12 protein-coding genes are annotated in these 15,402 nt (G+C 73.9%); 6 read left to right on the top strand and 6 right to left on the bottom strand.

Annotated elements, in window-relative coordinates; genetic code table 11:
* Positions 1 to 16: 16 nt before the first annotated feature.
* From QM792_RS01610 to QM792_RS01600, 3 genes are all read left to right on the top strand, one after another.
* Positions 17 to 697 carry a Fe2+-dependent dioxygenase gene (locus tag QM792_RS01610; protein WP_415147424.1) on the top strand — a complete coding sequence of 227 codons (681 nt, stop codon included), beginning with the start codon at positions 17 to 19 and terminating at the stop codon, positions 695 to 697.
* Positions 698 to 792: 95 nt separating this feature from the next.
* On the top strand, positions 793 to 1,896 hold the full coding sequence (locus QM792_RS01605) for an alpha-hydroxy acid oxidase (protein WP_415147890.1): 1,104 nt from the start codon (positions 793 to 795) through the stop codon (positions 1,894 to 1,896).
* A gap of 178 nt (positions 1,897 to 2,074) precedes the next feature.
* Positions 2,075 to 2,500, top strand: a complete 426-nt coding sequence (locus tag QM792_RS01600; RefSeq protein ID WP_415147423.1) for an SWIB/MDM2 domain-containing protein — start codon at positions 2,075 to 2,077, stop codon at positions 2,498 to 2,500.
* Between the two features lie 82 nt (positions 2,501 to 2,582).
* On the opposite strand, the gene QM792_RS01595 is transcribed toward QM792_RS01600, so the two are convergent.
* The 5 genes from QM792_RS01595 to QM792_RS01575 are packed head-to-tail and all read right to left on the bottom strand — an operon-like array spanning position 2,583 to position 10,685.
* Positions 2,583 to 5,372: a PAS domain-containing protein gene (locus tag QM792_RS01595; protein WP_415147422.1), complete on the bottom strand. Its 2,790-nt coding sequence runs from the start codon at positions 5,370 to 5,372 to the stop codon at positions 2,583 to 2,585.
* A gap of 7 nt (positions 5,373 to 5,379) precedes the next feature.
* A complete protein-coding gene (locus QM792_RS01590) occupies positions 5,380 to 5,985 on the bottom strand; it encodes a 2-hydroxychromene-2-carboxylate isomerase (protein ID WP_415147421.1) in 606 nt (201 codons plus the stop codon).
* Positions 5,986 to 6,021: 36 nt separating this feature from the next.
* The gene (gene uvrA, locus QM792_RS01585; protein ID WP_415147420.1) at positions 6,022 to 8,958 is read right to left on the bottom strand and encodes an excinuclease ABC subunit UvrA; all 2,937 of its coding nucleotides are present in this window, start codon (positions 8,956 to 8,958) and stop codon (positions 6,022 to 6,024) included.
* A 60-nt stretch (positions 8,959 to 9,018) separates the two neighbouring features.
* Positions 9,019 to 10,050, bottom strand: coding sequence for a hypothetical protein (locus tag QM792_RS01580; protein ID WP_415147419.1), 1,032 nt, complete (start codon positions 10,048 to 10,050; stop codon positions 9,019 to 9,021).
* Positions 10,047 to 10,685, bottom strand: a complete 639-nt coding sequence (locus tag QM792_RS01575) for a sigma-70 family RNA polymerase sigma factor (protein ID WP_415147418.1) — start codon at positions 10,683 to 10,685, stop codon at positions 10,047 to 10,049. The genes QM792_RS01580 and QM792_RS01575 overlap by 4 nt, the downstream gene beginning before the upstream one ends.
* Positions 10,686 to 10,854: 169 nt before the next feature.
* On the opposite strand from QM792_RS01575, the gene QM792_RS01570 reads away from it, so the two are divergent.
* The 3 genes from QM792_RS01570 (at position 10,855) to QM792_RS01560 (ending at position 13,476) form a co-directional block, all read left to right on the top strand.
* On the top strand, positions 10,855 to 12,399 hold the full coding sequence (locus tag QM792_RS01570; protein WP_415147417.1) for a vWA domain-containing protein: 1,545 nt from the start codon (positions 10,855 to 10,857) through the stop codon (positions 12,397 to 12,399).
* A 16-nt stretch (positions 12,400 to 12,415) separates the two neighbouring features.
* On the top strand, positions 12,416 to 12,805 hold the full coding sequence (locus QM792_RS01565) for an Ig-like domain-containing protein (protein WP_415147416.1): 390 nt from the start codon (positions 12,416 to 12,418) through the stop codon (positions 12,803 to 12,805).
* 266 nt (positions 12,806 to 13,071) lie between these two features.
* Positions 13,072 to 13,476 (top strand): GreA/GreB family elongation factor, encoded by a 405-nt coding sequence (locus QM792_RS01560; protein ID WP_415147415.1) that lies wholly within the window; start codon positions 13,072 to 13,074, stop codon positions 13,474 to 13,476.
* Positions 13,477 to 13,489: 13 nt separating this feature from the next.
* Here the strand turns inward: QM792_RS01560 and recQ are convergent, their stop codons facing one another.
* Positions 13,490 to 15,346: a DNA helicase RecQ gene (gene recQ / locus QM792_RS01555; RefSeq protein ID WP_415147414.1), complete on the bottom strand. Its 1,857-nt coding sequence runs from the start codon at positions 15,344 to 15,346 to the stop codon at positions 13,490 to 13,492.
* Positions 15,347 to 15,402 lie beyond the last annotated feature (56 nt).

Genomic DNA, 15,402 nt, shown 5'->3' with positions numbered 1-15,402 from the left:
GAGCAGAGCCGCCGCCATGCTCCTGACCCTGAGCGGGGTGCTGAACCCCGACGAACTGCGCGAGGCGCGCCGGCTGCTGGCCGGCGCGGCCTGGGAGGACGGCCGCGCCACGGCCGGCGCCCAGGCCGCCACGGTGAAGAACAACCAGCAGCTCGCCCAGGACGGCGAGGCCGCGCGCGCGCTGCGCGCGCTGGTGCTGCACGCGCTGGAGCGCCACGCCACCTTCTTCTCGGCGGCGCTGCCGAAGAACATCTTCCCGCCGATGTTCAACCGCTACGCCGGCGAGGCCAACACCTACGGCAACCACGTCGACGCGGCCATACGCTACACGCCGGCCGGGCGCGTGCGCACCGACCTGTCGTGCACGCTGTTCCTCGCCGACCCGCACGAGTACGACGGCGGCGAGCTCGTCATCGACGGCGCCGCGGGCGAGCGCCGCGTCAAGCTGCCGGCCGGCGACATGGTGCTCTACCCGAGCACCAGCGTGCACCGCGTCGAGCCGGTGACCCGCGGCGCGCGCGTGGCCAGCTTCTTCTGGGTGCAGAGCATGGTGCGCAGCGACGAGCAGCGCAGCCTGCTGTTCGAGATGGACCGCGCGCTGATGCACCTGCGCTCGACGGTGGGCGAGATGGACGCGGGCGTGGTGGCGCTGACCGGCACCTACCACAACCTGCTGCGCCTCTGGGCGGATACGTGACCCCCCCCCGCAGCGCCTCCGGCGCTCCCCCCCGGGGGGGCGCCGCTGGCGGACCGGCGGAGCCGGATCCGCGGCGGCCGCTCGAGGGTGCCGCGATTCGTCTCGACGACTACGAGGCGCTGGCGCGCGAGCGCCTCGACGCCAACGCCTGGGCCTACTTCGCCGGCGGCGCGGCCGACGAGATCACGCTGCGCGCCAACCGCGAGGCCTGGGCCGCGCACTGGCTGCACCCGCGCGTGCTGCGCACGCTGGCGCACGGGCACACGCGCGTCGAGCTGCTGGGCCGCACGCTGGCGCACCCGATCCTGGTCGCGCCGATGGCCTTCCAGCGCCTCGCGCACGACGGCGGCGAACTCGCCAGCGGCTTCGCCGCCGCGGTGCAAGGCGCCGGCATGGTGCTCTCGGCGCAGGCCAGCGTGCCGCTCGAAGACGTGGCGCGGCTGGTGCTGCCCGAGGCGACGCGCGGCCCGCTGTGGTTCCAGCTCTACCTGCAGGGCGACCGCGGCTTCGACCTCGACCTGGTGCGGCGCGCCGAAGCGGCCGGCTTCGAGGCGCTGGTGCTGACCGTCGACGCGCCCATGCACGGCGCGCGCGACCGCGAGCGCCGCGCCGGCTTCGCGCTGCCCGGCGGCATCGCCGCGGTGAACCTCGCCGGCGCGCCGCCGCTGCCGCGCGGCGGCGAACTGTGCGGCGGCCTGCTCGCCGCCGCGCCGGGCTGGGACGACGTCGACTGGCTGCGCGCGCAGACGCGCCTGCCGCTGGTGCTCAAGGGCGTGCTGCATCCCGACGACGCGAAGCGCGCGCAGGCGCGCGGCGCCGACGCGCTGATCGTCTCCAACCACGGCGGCCGCACGCTCGACACCGCGCTGCCGACGGCCTGGGCGCTGCCGCGCATCGCCGACGCGCTCGGCGGCACGCTGCCGCTGCTGGTCGACGGCGGCATCCGCCGCGGCACCGACGTGCTCAAGGCGCTCGCGCTCGGCGCGCGCGCGGTGCTGGTGGGCCGGCCCATCGTCTTCGCGCTGGCGGCCGCGGGGCCGCAAGGCGTGGCGCACGCGCTGCGCCTGCTGCGCGACGAACTCGAGATCGCGATGGCGCTGGCGGGCATCGCGACGCTCGATGCGGTGCCGCGCGAACTGCTCTTCGATGCGCCGAAATCGCAGCCGGCGCTCCCTGGGAGCGCCCCAGGTGACGCTTGAGCGCGACAAAAGCGCACTTTCGCTCGACAAGATCGACTCGCCACGAGTGAAAACTGCTTCTCAATGCAGCAGGCACGCTATACCATTCGCTCCGCACGGTGCTATGGAGAAATGAGGTTCCACGCGAGCCTCGCCCATCCCGGGCACATCAATCAGACTTTTGATGGAGAGAATCGACATGGCAACTGCGAAGAAGGCTCCCGCCAAGAAGGCGGCAGCGAAGAAGGCCCCGGCCAAGAAGGCCGCCGCTCCGGCGAAGAAGGCTGCGGCCAAGAAGGCGCCGGCCAAGAAGGCCGCCCCGGCGAAGAAGGCACCGGCGAAGAAGGCTGCCGCGAAGAAGGCTCCGGCCAAGAAGCGCACCCCGAACGCCGCGTTCCTCAAGCCGATGACCCCCAGCTCGGCACTGGCCGCGATCATCGGCGACAAGCCGCTGCCGCGCACCGAGGTGACCAAGAAGGTGTGGGAGTACATCAAGAAGCACGGCCTGCAGGACAAGATCAAGCGCACGCTGATCAACGCCGACGCCAAGCTGAAGGACGTCACCAAGCAGGCTCAGGTCTCGATGTTCGAGCTGACGAAGTACGTCAACGCCCACCTGAAGTGAGCGATGCTGCGGCGGCCCCCCGGGGCCGCGCAGACTGCAAGCCGGCCCGCGTGGCCGGCTTTTTCATGCCCGCGGCGCTGGCTCAGCCGAACACGCGCTGCAAGCCGGCCAGTACCTCGCGCACGTCGATCGGCTTGGTCCAGTAGTCCTCGAAGCCGGCCTCGCGCGCCGCCGCGATCTGCGGCGCCATCGCGTCGGCCGACAGCGCGATGCAGCGCAGCGTGCGCGTCGCCGGCGCCTCGCGCAGCCGCCGCACGACTTCGGCGCCGCCGAGGTCGGGCAGGTTCATGTCGACCAGCACCAGGTCGGGGTGCAGCGCGGCGGCGCGCGCCAGGCCGTCGTGGCCGCTGGTGGCCACGTGCAGCGACCACGCCGGGCGCAGCCGGAACACCTCGTGCATCAGCAGCGCGTTGAGCGGCTCGTCCTCGATGTAGAGCACGCAGCGCGGCGTGCTGGAGGCCTCGGCCGGCAAGGGTTCCGGCTCCGTGTGCGCCGGCGCGTCGCCGTCGATGCCGGTATCGGGGGCGGGCTCGCTGGCGGCCAGCACCACGCTGAAGGTCGAGCCGCTGCCGGGCGCGCTGCGCACCTGCAGCGCCGCGCCCATCGCCTGCACCAGCTCGCGCGTGATCACCAGCCCGAGGCCGCTGCCGGGCACGCCGCTGGCCTCGGCGCCGAGGCGCTCGAAGTGCTGGAACAGCCGCGCCTGCTGCTGCGCCGTGAGTCCGGCGCCCTCGTCGCGCACGGCGATGCGCACGTGGCCGTCGATGCGCACGATGTCGACGTGCACCGCGCCGCCCGGCCGGTTGTACTTGATCGCGTTGGACAGCAGGTTCACCAGCACCTGTTCGAGCGCGCGCCGTTCGGCGCGCACCCAGTGCGCCGCGGCGCCGGCCCGCGGCGCCGGCAGGTGGATGCCGGCCGTCTCGGCCAGCGGCGCCACCAGCGCCAGGCAGTGCGCCAGCGCCGCGCCGGCGTCCACCGGTTCGAGCACCAGCGCGGAGGCGTCGCGCTGGTGTTCGATGCGCGCCAGGTCGAGCACGTCGTTGATCAGCGCGAGCAGGTGCGTGCCGGCCTGCACGACCTTGTCGATGCGGCCCTGCTGGTCGGGCGCCAGCGGCGCCCGGCGGTCCAGCGCCATCAACTGCGCGAAGCCGAGGATGGCGTTCAGCGGCGTGCGCAGCTCGTGGCTCATGCGCGAGAGGAACTCGCTCTTGGCTCGGTTGGCGCGCTCGGCGTTCTCCTTGTCCTGGCGCAGCCGCTCGGTCTCGGCCTGCTCGGTGACGTCGCGGCAGGTGATCACCATGCCGCCGTGCGCGCCGTGCGTGTCGAGCAGCGTGTTGCCGACGAATTCGAGCGTGTAGGCGCCGCCGTCGGGGCGGCGCATGCGCGCCCGCGCGTGCAGCGGCCCGCCGCCGGCGATGGCGCGCCGCAAGGCGGCCACGGTGCGCTCGCGGTCCTCGGGCGCGATCGCGGCGGCCCAGTCGTCGATGGTGCGCGCCGGCTGCGGATGCGGCAGACCGTGGTGGGCGCAGGCGCGCTCGTCGAATTGCAGGCGGCGGCCGGCGAGGTCCAGCTCCATCAGGCCGAGCCCGGTGGCGCGCGCGGCCATCTGCCAGCGCGCCTCGATGCGGCGCAGCGCGTGCGCGGTCTGCTCGCGCTCGGTGACGTCGGCGCTGAAGGCGTGCCACAGCGTCGCGCCGTCGGGCAGGCGCTCGGGCGAGGCGTGCGTCTCGATCCAGCGCAGCCGGCCGTCGGCCAGCGTGCAGCGGTAGACGTCGTGCCAGCGGCTCAGCTCGCGGCCCGAGCGCTCGATGCCGGCCAGCACGCGCGCGCGGTCGTCGGCGTGCACGATCTCGAAGGCGTGGTCGGGGTGCGCGATCACCTGCGCGGCGGGCACGCCGAACACCTCCTCGACGCCGCGGCTGATGTAGGGGAAGGAGCGCCGCCCGTCGGCGTGGCTGACGAACTGGAAGATCATCCCCGGGATCTGCGACGACAGCTTGCGCAGCAGTTCGTCGTGGCGCGTCGCGCTGCTGCGCGCGTCGATCTGCGCGGTGACGTCGCGCGCCGTGCCGCGCCAGCCGCGCAGGCGGCCGTCGGTGTCGACGATGGGCAGGGCGCTGCGCGACACCAGCAGCCGGCCGCGCGGCGTGTGCTTGGCGGTGACGGTGCGGCTGAACGGCTCGCCGCGGCGCAGCAGTTCGAGCAGCGTGGCCGGCGGCTGCAGGGGCTGGCCCTGCGCGTCGAGCAGCGGCGCGTCGGCGATGGCCTGGCCGAGCAGCGATTCGCTGGGCAGCCCGGTGACCGGCTCGAACTGCCCCGAGATCCAGCGGTAGCGCAGCGCCTCGTCCAGCTCCCACATCCAGTCGCCGCTGGCGCGCGCCAGGTCGTGCAGCCGCACGCGCTCCTCGTGCAGCGCGCGCAGGCGGCGCCGGCTGCGCAGCAGCTCGCAGCCGAGCCGCGCCAGCCCGAGCAGCGCGGCGTGCTGCGCGGCGTCGAGCGTGCGCGGCGCGCGGTCCATCACCGCCAGCGTGCCGAGCCCTTGGCCGTCGAGCACCAGCGGCACGCCGGCGTAGAAGCGCAGGCCCTCGGTGCCGGTGTCGTCGATCACCAGCGGGGCCGTGCCGAGGATGGCGCGGGCGCACAGGCTGTGCGGGCGCGGCACCTCGGCCAGCGTGATGCCGTGCGCCGCCTTGACCCACTGGCGCTCGGCGTCGATCAGCGAGAACGTGGCGATCGCGCAGCCGGTGGCCGCGGCGGCGGTGGCGACGAGCGCGTCGTAGGCCGGCTCGCGCGGCGTGTCGAGCAGGGCGAGCTCGCGCAGCGCGGCCAGACGCGAGGGCTCGTCGGCGGGGAGCGCGGGTTCGGGCACGGCGGGCTCAGCCGCGCGCGAGGCGGCGCTGCACGAAGTCGAGCCGGTCCTGGCCCCAGAACAGCTCGCCGTCGATCACGTAGCTCGGCGCGCCGAACACGCCGGCGGCGATGGCGCGCTCGGTGTCGCGCTCGTAGCGCACATGGGCCGCCTGGCTCATCGCGTCGTCGAGGCGGCGCGCCGGCAGGCCTTCCTCCGCGACGATCTTCGCCAGGTCGCGCGGGTCGGCGATGTTGCGCTCGTCGACCCACACGCCGCGCAGGATGCGCCCGGCGATGCGCATCGCCGCGTCGCCGCCGTCGTGCATGTCGACCGCGATGATCAGCTTGGCGGCGTCGTCGGGGTTGACCGGGAAGAACTTCGGCTGCAGCACGATCGGCCGGCCGAGGAACTCGCTGAAGCGCTGCAGCTCGACGAGCCGGTAGGCCAGGCGCTGCGGCGCGCGCTTGGCCAGCGGCAGCCCGCCGGAGACCGGGAAGACCTTGCCGCCCAGGTCGACCGGCAGCACGTTGATCGCCGCGCCGGCCTCGCCGGCGATCCGCGCGAAGCGCTCGTGGCCGAGGTAGGTCCACGGCGAGTGGGGGGCGAAGTAGTAGTCCACCGTCAGCGCCATCGCCGGCTCCTCGTTCGTGTGTGCGGGAGGCGCAGTCTAGAGCAGCCCCGCCAGATATCTCCCCGTATGGCTGTGCGGATGGCCCGCCACTTCTTCCGGCGTGCCCTGCGCCACCACCGTGCCGCCGCCGGCGCCGCCTTCGGGGCCCATGTCGATGACCCAGTCGGCGGTCTTGATCACGTCGAGGTTGTGTTCGATCACGACGATGGTGTTGCCGGCGTCGCGCAACTGGTGCAGCACGCGCAGCAGCAGCGCGATGTCGGCGAAGTGCAGCCCGGTGGTCGGCTCGTCGAGGATGTAGAGCGTGCGGCCGGTGTCGCGCTTGGAGAGCTCCAGCGCCAGCTTGACGCGCTGCGCCTCGCCGCCGGACAGCGTGGTCGCGCTCTGGCCGAGGCGGATGTAGCCCAGGCCCACGTCGAGCAGCGTGCGCAGCTTGCGCGCCAGCGTGGGCACGGCGGCGAAGAACGCATGCGCGTCTTCCACCGTCAGGTCGAGCACCTCGGTGATGTTCCTGCCCTTGTAGAGCACCTCCAGCGTCTCGCGGTTGTAGCGCCGGCCGTGGCAGACGTCGCAGGGCACGTAGACGTCGGGCAGGAAGTGCATCTCCACCTTGATCACGCCGTCGCCCTGGCAGGCCTCGCAGCGCCCGCCGCCCGACGACGAGGCGACGTTGAAGCTGAAGCGCCCGGCGCCGTAGCCGCGCTCGCGCGCCATCGGCACCTCGGCGAACAGCTCGCGGATCGGCGTGAACAGGCCGGTGTAGGTGGCCGGGTTGGAGCGCGGCGTGCGGCCGATCGGGCTCTGGTCGACGTTGATCACCTTGTCGAAGGCGTCCAGCCCGTCGATCGTGTCGTGCGGCGCGGCCTCGGCGTGCGCGTTGTAGAGCTTGCGCGCCACCGCGGCGTACAGCGTGTCGTTGACCAGCGTGCTCTTGCCCGAGCCCGACACGCCGGTGACGCAGGTGAACAGGCCCACCGGGATGTCGACGTCGACGTTCCTCAGGTTGTTGCCGCGCGCGCCGGTGATCTTCAGCGCCTGCGTCGCGGCGCCGTCGGCGAACGCGCGGCGGCGTCGCGGCACCTCGATCCTCAGCGCGCGCGCGAGGTAGCGGCCGGTCAGCGATTCGGGGTTGGCGGCCACCTCGTCGGCCGTGCCCTGCGCGATCACGCGGCCGCCGTGCACGCCGGCGCCGGGGCCGAGGTCGATCACGTGGTCGGCGGCGCGGATCGCGTCTTCGTCGTGTTCGACCACCAGCACGCTGTTGCCCAGGTCGCGCAGGTGGCGCAGCGTGCCGATCAGGCGTTCGTTGTCGCGCTGGTGCAGCCCGATGCTGGGCTCGTCGAGCACGTACATCACGCCGGTCAGGCCCGAGCCGATCTGCGAGGCGAGGCGGATGCGCTGCGCCTCGCCGCCCGAGAGCGTGTCGGCCGAGCGGTCCAGGCTCAGGTAGTTCAGGCCCACGTCGTTGAGGAACTGCAGCCGCGAGCGGATTTCGCGCACCACCTTGTCGGCGATGCCGGCCTTGGCGCCTTCCAGCCGCAGCGACTCGAAGTAGGCCAGGCACTCGCGCAGCGTGAAGTGCTCGACGCGGTAGATCGGCTCCTGGGGCGCGTCGGCCGTCTCGGCGCCGCTGACCAGGAACACGTTGCGCGCCTCGCGCCGCAGCCGCGCGCCTTCGCAGTCGGGGCAGGGGCGGGCGGCCTGGTAGCGCGCCAGGTCTTCGCGCACCGCGGCCGAGTCGGTCTCGCGGAAGCGCCGCTCGAAGTTCGGCAGGATCCCCTCGAAGGGATGGTGGCGCTTGACCACGCGCTGCCGGCCCTTGGCGCCTTCGGCCTGGTAGACGAACTCGATGTCCTCGCCGCCCGAGCCGTGCAGCAGCACGCGGCGTGCGGTCTCGGGCAGTTCCTCGAAGGGCGTGTCGATGTCGAAGGCGTAGTGGCGCGCCACGCTTTCCAGCAGCGAGAAGGTGTAGGCGTTGCGCCGGTCCCAGCCCTTGACCGCGCCGCTGGCCAGCGACAGCGACGGGAAGGCGACCACACGCTCGGCGTCGAAGGCCGTCACCTGGCCCAGCCCGTCGCAGCTCGGGCAGGCGCCCACCGGCGAGTTGAACGAGAACAGGCGCGGCTCGAGCTCGGGCAGCGAGTAGCTGCACACCGGGCAGGCGAACTGGCTGGAGAACAGGTGCTCGGCGCCGGTGTCCATCTCCAGCGCGATCGCGCGGCCCTCGGCGAGGCGCAGCGCGGCCTCGAAGCTCTCGGCCAGGCGCTGCTGCAGGCCGGGCTGCACCTTGACGCGGTCGATCACCACGTCGATGTCGTGCTTCTCGGTCTTCTTCAGCCTGGGCAGCTCGGCCGCCTCGAAGGCGGTGCCGTCGACGCGGAAGCGCACGAAACCCTGCGCCTGCCAGTCGGCGAAGGCCTCGGCGAACTCGCCCTTGCGGTCGCGCACCACCGGTGCCAGCACCATCAGCCGCGTGCCCTCGGGCAGCGCCAGCGCCGCGTCGACCATCTGGCTGACGCTCTGCGCGCGCAGCGGCAGGTGGTGGTCGGGGCAGAACGGCGTGCCGGCGCGCGCGTAGAGCAGGCGCAGGTAGTCGTGGATCTCGGTGACGGTGCCCACCGTCGAGCGCGGGTTGTGGCTGGTGGCCTTCTGCTCGATGCTGATCGCCGGCGACAGGCCCTCGATCACGTCGACGTCGGGCTTGTCCATCAGTTGCAGGAACTGGCGCGCGTAGGCCGACAGGCTCTCGACGTAGCGGCGCTGGCCCTCGGCGTAGAGCGTGTCGAAGGCCAGGCTCGACTTGCCCGAGCCCGACAGCCCGGTGATCACCACCAGCCGGTGGCGCGGGATGTCGAGGTCGATGTTCTTGAGGTTGTGGGTGCGGGCCCCGCGCACGCGGATGGCGTGCGCGTTGTCATCCCCGACGCGGATGGCCGGCGACTCGGGAACGACGGGAGCGGGAGAGGGCGGCATCGCTTCGCTCGGGGCAAACCGCCCATCATAGCGAGGCGGGCGAAGCCACCCAGGCTCACCTCAGGGGCCGAGCGCGTCGAGCGAGGATTGCAGCGCGCCCATCTGGCCGGCCGACAGCGCCACCGACTCGGTCTTGCCGCCGCGCGTGAGCTGCATGCCGTTGGGGCCCAGGCGCAGCACGGCGCGCGTGACGCCGTCGCGCGTGAAGCGCAGCGTGGTGCTCGTGGTCGCGCCGGCCGCGGCGCCGTGCTGCCAGGACGGGCGCGACGCGCGGTCGGCCTGGGCGATCCAGTTCTGCATCGCGTCGTCCATCGCGCGCGACTCGCCGTCGTCGCGCTGCCAGCTCCAGGCCTCGGCCTTGCGGCGGATCTCGAAGCGCAGGTTGCTCAGGCTGGGCGTTTCGACGGCGGAGGCGGCCGGCGCGGGCGCGGCGGCCGCAGTGGCGGCGGCCATGCCCGCCGCGGCGGCTTCGCGGCGCTCGGCGCGGGCGCTGTCGCGCGTGGCCATCTCGGCGGCGGCGGGGGCCGCAGTGGCTGGCGCCGGCGGGGCCGGCGCCGCCGCGACCACGGGCGGCGGCTGCTGCGCTTCGACCTTGCGCGCCGGCGCGGCGGCCACGATGGCGGGTGCCGGCTTCTCGGCGACACGCCGGGCCGCTTCGGGCGCGCGCGTCTCGGCGGGGGCTGTCGCGGGTGCGGGTGTGGCGGGTGCGGGTGTGACAGGCGCGGGCGGTGCGGCCGCCACGACCTCCTCGCGCGGCGCGGCGTCGTTCTCGTCGGGCGAGTCGCCCATCCACACGACGCCGGCCACGGTGCAGAGGAACACCGCGGCGAAGCCCGCCGCCACCGGCGGCCGCGCCAGCCAGGCCCACAGCGCCGCCAGCGGGCCCGGTGCGCCGCCGCCTTCGCGCAGCGTGCCCGAGTTCACCGCCGCCGGCGCGCGCTCGATGCGCGGCGCCACCGCGGCGCGGCCCATGCGCAGAATCGTTTCGTTCAGCTTGGGCGGCGGCGCGGCCTCGGCGTCGGGCGCGTGGCGCAGCGCCTCGCGCAGCCAGGCGTCGCGCGGCAGGTCGCTGCTCTCATGCGATTCATTCATCGCGGCGACTCCGGCGCGAGGTAGGCGCCCATGCAGGCACGCAGCTTGGCCATCGCATAGCGCAGCCGCGTCTTGGCCGTCTCGAAGCCGACTTCCAGCGCATGCGCCACCTCGGCCAGCGCGAGGCCGTCGTCGTGGTGCAGCAGGAAGGCGCTGCGCTGCGCCAGCGGCAGCTCGTCGAGGCAGGCGAGCAGCTTCTCGCCGGCGCGGCGCCAGAAGGCCAGTTCATCGCCCTGCAAGGCGGCCGCGGCCGGCGCGGGCCAGTGCTGCCAGGCGTTGACGCCGGCCTCGGGCTGCCAGGGCTCGCCGTCTTCGCCCGCGTGCGCATCGAGCGCGACCTCGCGGCCGCTCTTGCGCAGCAGGTCGATGGCGCGGTGGTGCGCCAGCGTGAACAGCCAGGTGCGGAAGCTCGCGCCCTGCGGCTGCCAGCGCGCGCGCGCCTGCACCACGCGCAGCCAGGTGTCCTGGAACACCTCGTCGGCTTGCGCCGCGTGGGCGCCGCCCAGCAGCCGCCGCACGAAGCGGTACAGCGCCAGCCGGTGGCGCGCGTAGAGCTGCTCGAACGCCGCGGCCTCGCCGCGCGCGTAGGCGGCCATCAAGGCGTCGTCGTCATCGGGCAGGGCTTGCTCGCTCATCGGGGTGGGAGTCTGCCTCATCCGCCCTTGCTACGGCCGGCGCGCGCGAACGGGGTGATTTCCATTTGTAGTTCGAGCCGTGGTTCAGCCGGCGCCACCCCGTTGTCACCCCGTTCGGCGCCCTGTCGCGTATCAGCCTCGTCCCCCCACGACGAACAGGAGCATGACGATGGGAGCCCCGCGATTCTTCTTGTCCACCCTCGCGCCGCTGGGCGCCGCGCTGGCCTTGCTGGCCGCCTGCGCGCAGGCCGCGCCCGCCGCCTGGCCGCCGGCCTGGAACGAGCCGCCGGCGCCGCAGCAGCAGCAGGACTTCACGCTGCCGGCCTTCGAGCCGCCGAGCGCGAGCCACTGCCGCCGCCTGCCGGGCACGCGCGAGGTGCCGGGCGGCGGCGGCCAGTGGAGCGAAGGCCGCCTGCGCCGCGGCCTCGGCCACGCCGAGAGCGCGCCGGCCGCCGCCGAAGACCGCGCCGAAGACCGCGCCGAGGGTCGTGCCGAGGGTCGTGCCGAGATGGCGGCCAGAAGCATGGCGCCCGCACCCGCCGCCACGGCGGCGCTGCCGCAGCCCGCGCCGCGCATCGCGCCGCGCCGCGAAGCGGTCACCGCCGGCATGGTCGACGACAACGCCGACTTCGGCGAATACCTCGCCTACCGCCAGCGCAACGCCGGCCTGGCGGTGCGCGAGCGCGACATCGCCGAGCGCTACCTGCTCGAAGTCACCGATGCCGCCGGCCGCCCGGTGCACGACGCCGAGGTGGCGGTGCAGCGCGCCGGCCGCGCCGAGCCGGTGATGTGGGCCCGCACCGACACCGCCGGGCGCGTCTGGCTGCACCCGCGCGCCTTTCTCGCCCCCGGCGTCGACGACCGCGCGCTCGGCATCGCGGTGCGCAAGGGCGCGGCCTGGTCGCGCGCCACGCTGCTGCGCGGCGAGCAGCGCGCCGCGTTGCAGGTGCGCCTGGGGGGCGCGCAGAACCCGGCGCAGCGTGCGCGCCTGGACCTCGTGTTCCTGGTCGATGCCACCGGCTCGATGGGCGACGAGATCGCCAAGCTGAAGGCCTCGATGCGCGCGATGGCGCAGCAGATCGCGCAACTGCCCGGCCAGCCCGACATCTGCTGGGGCCTGGTGGCCTACCGCGACCGCGGCGACGCTTTCCTGACGCGCACGCACGACTTCACCGACGACCTGGCCGCCTTCCAGGGCGTGCTGGCGCGTGTGCAGGCCGGCGGTGGCGGCGACACGCCCGAGGCGCTCAACGAGGCGCTGCACGAGACGGTGCACCGCCTGAGCTGGCGCGCCGACGCGGCGCGCATGGTGGTGCTGGTCGCCGACGCGCCGCCGCACCTCGACTACGGCGGGTGCATGGAGCCCCCCGAAGCCGAAGGCTTCGGCCCCCCGAGGGGGCAGCGTCCAGGCTCGGGGCGGCCCGGCGCCTGTCCGCAGTACGACATCGACATGCAGGCCGCGCTGGCCAAGGGCATCAAGCTGTTTGCCGTCGGCGCCAGCGGGCTCGACCCGGTGGGCGAGTACGTCTACCGCCAGATCGCGCAGTACACCGCCGGGCGCTTCGTCTTCCTGACCTACAAGGATGCCGCCGACCCCGGCAGCGGGCCGGGCACGCAGACGCCGCACGACGTGCGCGGCTACTCGGTGCAGACGCTCGACCGCCTGATCGTCAAGCTCGTCGGCGACGAACTGGCGCGACTGCCGCGCGGCTGATGCGTACCATCGCGGCATGAGACGAATCGCCGCGCTGTCCGCATCCCTCGCCCTGCTGCTTGCCGGCTGCGGCGGCGGCGTCTACCTCGGCTGGAGCTGGGGCGACGACGACTTCGGCCCGCCCTCGGTGAGCATCACCAGCGCGCAAGCCAGCGTGCCGGCCGGCGGCACGCTGCGCGTGGTGGCCGCCGCGTCCGACGCCGACAGCGGCATCGACGAGGTGGCGTTCTACCGCGTCGACCCCGGCGCCGACACGCGCCTGGGCAGCACCGGCCGCCCGCCCTACGAATGGAACGTGCCGGTGCCGGCCGACGGCCGCAGCACGCTGACCGTCTACGCGCGGGCGCGCGATGGCGCCAGCCGCACGGCCGAGAGCGACCGTCTCACGGTGAGCGTGACGCCCTGAGCCGGCGCAGCGCCAACGGCGCGGCCATACCGCACTGCCGCCGTGCGACATTGCGGCGCGGCTAGCATGGCCGCATGCGTCGCCCGGCTGCCGCCCCTCGCCACGACGTCGCCCCGCCGCGGGCGACGCGAGCCGCGCGCGCCTGGCGCCAGCCGGCCGCACCCTTCTAGCCCGGCGATCGCTCTTCCTCCTTCTCCTTCTTCCGCGCCTTTCTCGATCGCCGGGCCACCCTTCAGGCGCTGCTCCTGCCTCGAAAGGACACCGGCATGGCTTTCGCCGACCTCGACCGCACGCTCACCGAACTCGACCACGTGCGCCTGACCCGGCTGCTGCAACGGCAGCCGGCCGATCCCGCCGCCATCGGCGCGCTGCTGGAGGCGGCGCACGTCGTGCCGTCGCGCGCCGTCGGCCCCGACGTCGTGACCATGTACTCGCAGGTGCTGCTGCGCGACGCCGGGGCCGCCACGCCCATCAAGCTCACGCTGTGCTACCCGGACGACGCCGAGCCCGCGGCGGGATTCGTCTCGGTGCTGTCGCCGCTGGGCCAGGCGCTGCTCGGCCTGCGCTGCGGCGAGACCGCGTGCTGGACCACGCCCGACGGCCGCGCCCGCGCGGCGCGCGTCGAGGCGCTGCTGTTCCAGCCCGAGGCCAGCGGCGACTACACGCTGTGAGCGGCGCGGCGGCTCACGCGGCGGCGTCGAGCACGCGCAGGATCTCGCGCCCGTAGGCTTCGAGCTTCTTCGCGCCGACGCCGCTGATGCCGCCCAGCGCGTCCAGCGAGTCCGGCCGGCTGCGCGCCATCTCGGCCAGCGTGGCGTCGTGGAACACCACGTAGGCCGGCAGGTTGTGCTCGCGCGCCACCTCGGCGCGCCAGGTCTTCAGCGCGGCGTAGCGGCGCTGGCCGGCCTCGTCGAGCGCGACCGGCGCGGCCTTCTCCTTCGCGCCGCCGCCGCGGCCCGCGCGGCCGCGGCGGGGCGCCTCGCTGGGCACGCGCAGCAGCAGTTGCACCTCGCCCTTGAGCACCTCGCGCGCGCTGTCCGTCAGTTCGAGCGTGTTGTATTCACCCTCGGCGCGCAGGTGGCCGAGCGCGATCAACTGGCGCAGCACGCCGCGCCACTGCGGCTCGCCCAGGTCCGCGCCGATGCCGAAGGTGGAGAGCGTCTCGTGGCCGTACTGCGCCACCTTGTCGGTGCGCTTGCCGCGCAGCACGTCGATCAGGTGGCCGGCGCCGAAGCGCTGGCCGCGCTGCTGGCGGAAGCGGTAGACGCAGCTCAGCGCCTTGCGCGAGGCCTCGGTCGCGTCCCAGGTGGCCGGCGGGTTCAGGCAGTTGTCGCAGTTGCCGCAGGGCTGGCTGTGCTCGCCGAAGTAGGCCAGCAGGCGCACGCGCCGGCAGTCGTGCGCCTCGGCCAGCGCGAGCAGCGCGTCGAGCTTGGCGCGCTGGCCGCGCTTGAACTCCTCGTCGGCCGGGCTCTCGTCGATCATGCGGCGCTGGTTCACCACGTCGGCCAGGCCGTAGGCCATCCAGGCGTCGGCCGGCTCGCCGTCGCGGCCGGCGCGGCCGGTCTCCTGGTAGTAGCTCTCGATGTTCTTGGGCAGGTCGAGGTGCGCGACGAAACGCACGTCGGGCTTGTCGATGCCCATGCCGAAGGCGATGGTGGCGACCATCACCACGCCCTCTTCGCGCAGGAAGCGGTCCTGGTTGCGGCGGCGCAGCTCGGCGTCGAGCCCGGCGTGGTACGGCAGCGCGGCGATGCCCTCGTCGTTCAGCCAGGCCGCGGTCTCCTCGACCTTCTTGCGCGACTGGCAGTAGACGATGCCCGCGTCGCCCTCGTGCTCGTCGCGGATGAAGCGCAGCAACTGGCGCCGCGCGTCGTCCTTCTCGACGATGGCGTAGCGGATGTTGGGCCGGTCGAAGCTGCTGATGAAGACCTGCGCCGCACCGAGCTGCAGCCGCTCGATGATGTCGGCGCGCGTCAGCGCGTCGGCCGTGGCGGTCAGCGCGATGCGCGGCACGTCGGCGTAGCGCTCGTGCAGCACCGACAGGCCGAGGTAGTCCTCGCGGAAATCGTGGCCCCACTGGCTGACGCAGTGCGCCTCGTCGATCGCGAACAGGCTGAGCAGCCCGCGTTCGTGCAGCGAATCGAGCTGCGCGAGGAAGCGCGGCGTCGTCACGCGCTCCGGCGCGGCGTACAGCAGCACCAGGCGGCCGGACATCATCTCGCGCTCGATGCGCTGCGCCTCGTCGAGCGTCAGCGTGGAGTTGAGGAAGGCGGCGCGCACGCCGGCCTCTTCGAGCGCGCCGACCTGGTCGTGCATCAGCGCGATCAGCGGGCTGACGACGATCGCCACGCCGCGCTCGCGGCGATGCCGCACGATCGCCGGCACCTGGTAGCACAGGCTCTTGCCGCCGCCGGTGGGCATCAGCACCAGCGCGTCGCCGCCGGCGACCACGTGCTCGACGACCGCCGCCTGCTGGCCGCGGAAGGCGGGGTAGCCGAACACCTCGTTCAGGACGGCGAGCGGGGTGGTGGCGGCAGGCACGGACGGGCGCGGGAGCAAAGACGCGCGATGTTAAGGGAGCCGCGTGCCGGCGCGGC

The sequence above is a fragment of the Piscinibacter sp. genome, assembly GCF_047600445.1.
Classification (GTDB): domain Bacteria; phylum Pseudomonadota; class Gammaproteobacteria; order Burkholderiales; family Burkholderiaceae_C; genus Piscinibacter.
Note: the sequence above shows the minus strand (reverse complement) of the source record. Positions and strands in the feature narration are given on the sequence as shown.

Coding starts and splice junctions, on each gene's coding strand:
- QM792_RS01575 (WP_415147418.1), bottom strand. CDS start 10,685: ATGAGCGAGCAAGCCCTGCCCGATGACGACGACGCCTTGATGGCCGCC.
- QM792_RS01570 (WP_415147417.1), top strand. CDS start 10,855: ATGGGAGCCCCGCGATTCTTCTTGTCCACCCTCGCGCCGCTGGGCGCC.
- QM792_RS01600 (WP_415147423.1), top strand. CDS start 2,075: ATGGCAACTGCGAAGAAGGCTCCCGCCAAGAAGGCGGCAGCGAAGAAG.
- QM792_RS01560 (WP_415147415.1), top strand. CDS start 13,072: ATGGCTTTCGCCGACCTCGACCGCACGCTCACCGAACTCGACCACGTG.
- QM792_RS01565 (WP_415147416.1), top strand. CDS start 12,416: ATGAGACGAATCGCCGCGCTGTCCGCATCCCTCGCCCTGCTGCTTGCC.
- QM792_RS01610 (WP_415147424.1), top strand. CDS start 17: ATGCTCCTGACCCTGAGCGGGGTGCTGAACCCCGACGAACTGCGCGAG.
- QM792_RS01590 (WP_415147421.1), bottom strand. CDS start 5,985: ATGGCGCTGACGGTGGACTACTACTTCGCCCCCCACTCGCCGTGGACC.
- QM792_RS01580 (WP_415147419.1), bottom strand. CDS start 10,050: ATGAATGAATCGCATGAGAGCAGCGACCTGCCGCGCGACGCCTGGCTG.
- uvrA (WP_415147420.1), bottom strand. CDS start 8,958: ATGCCGCCCTCTCCCGCTCCCGTCGTTCCCGAGTCGCCGGCCATCCGC.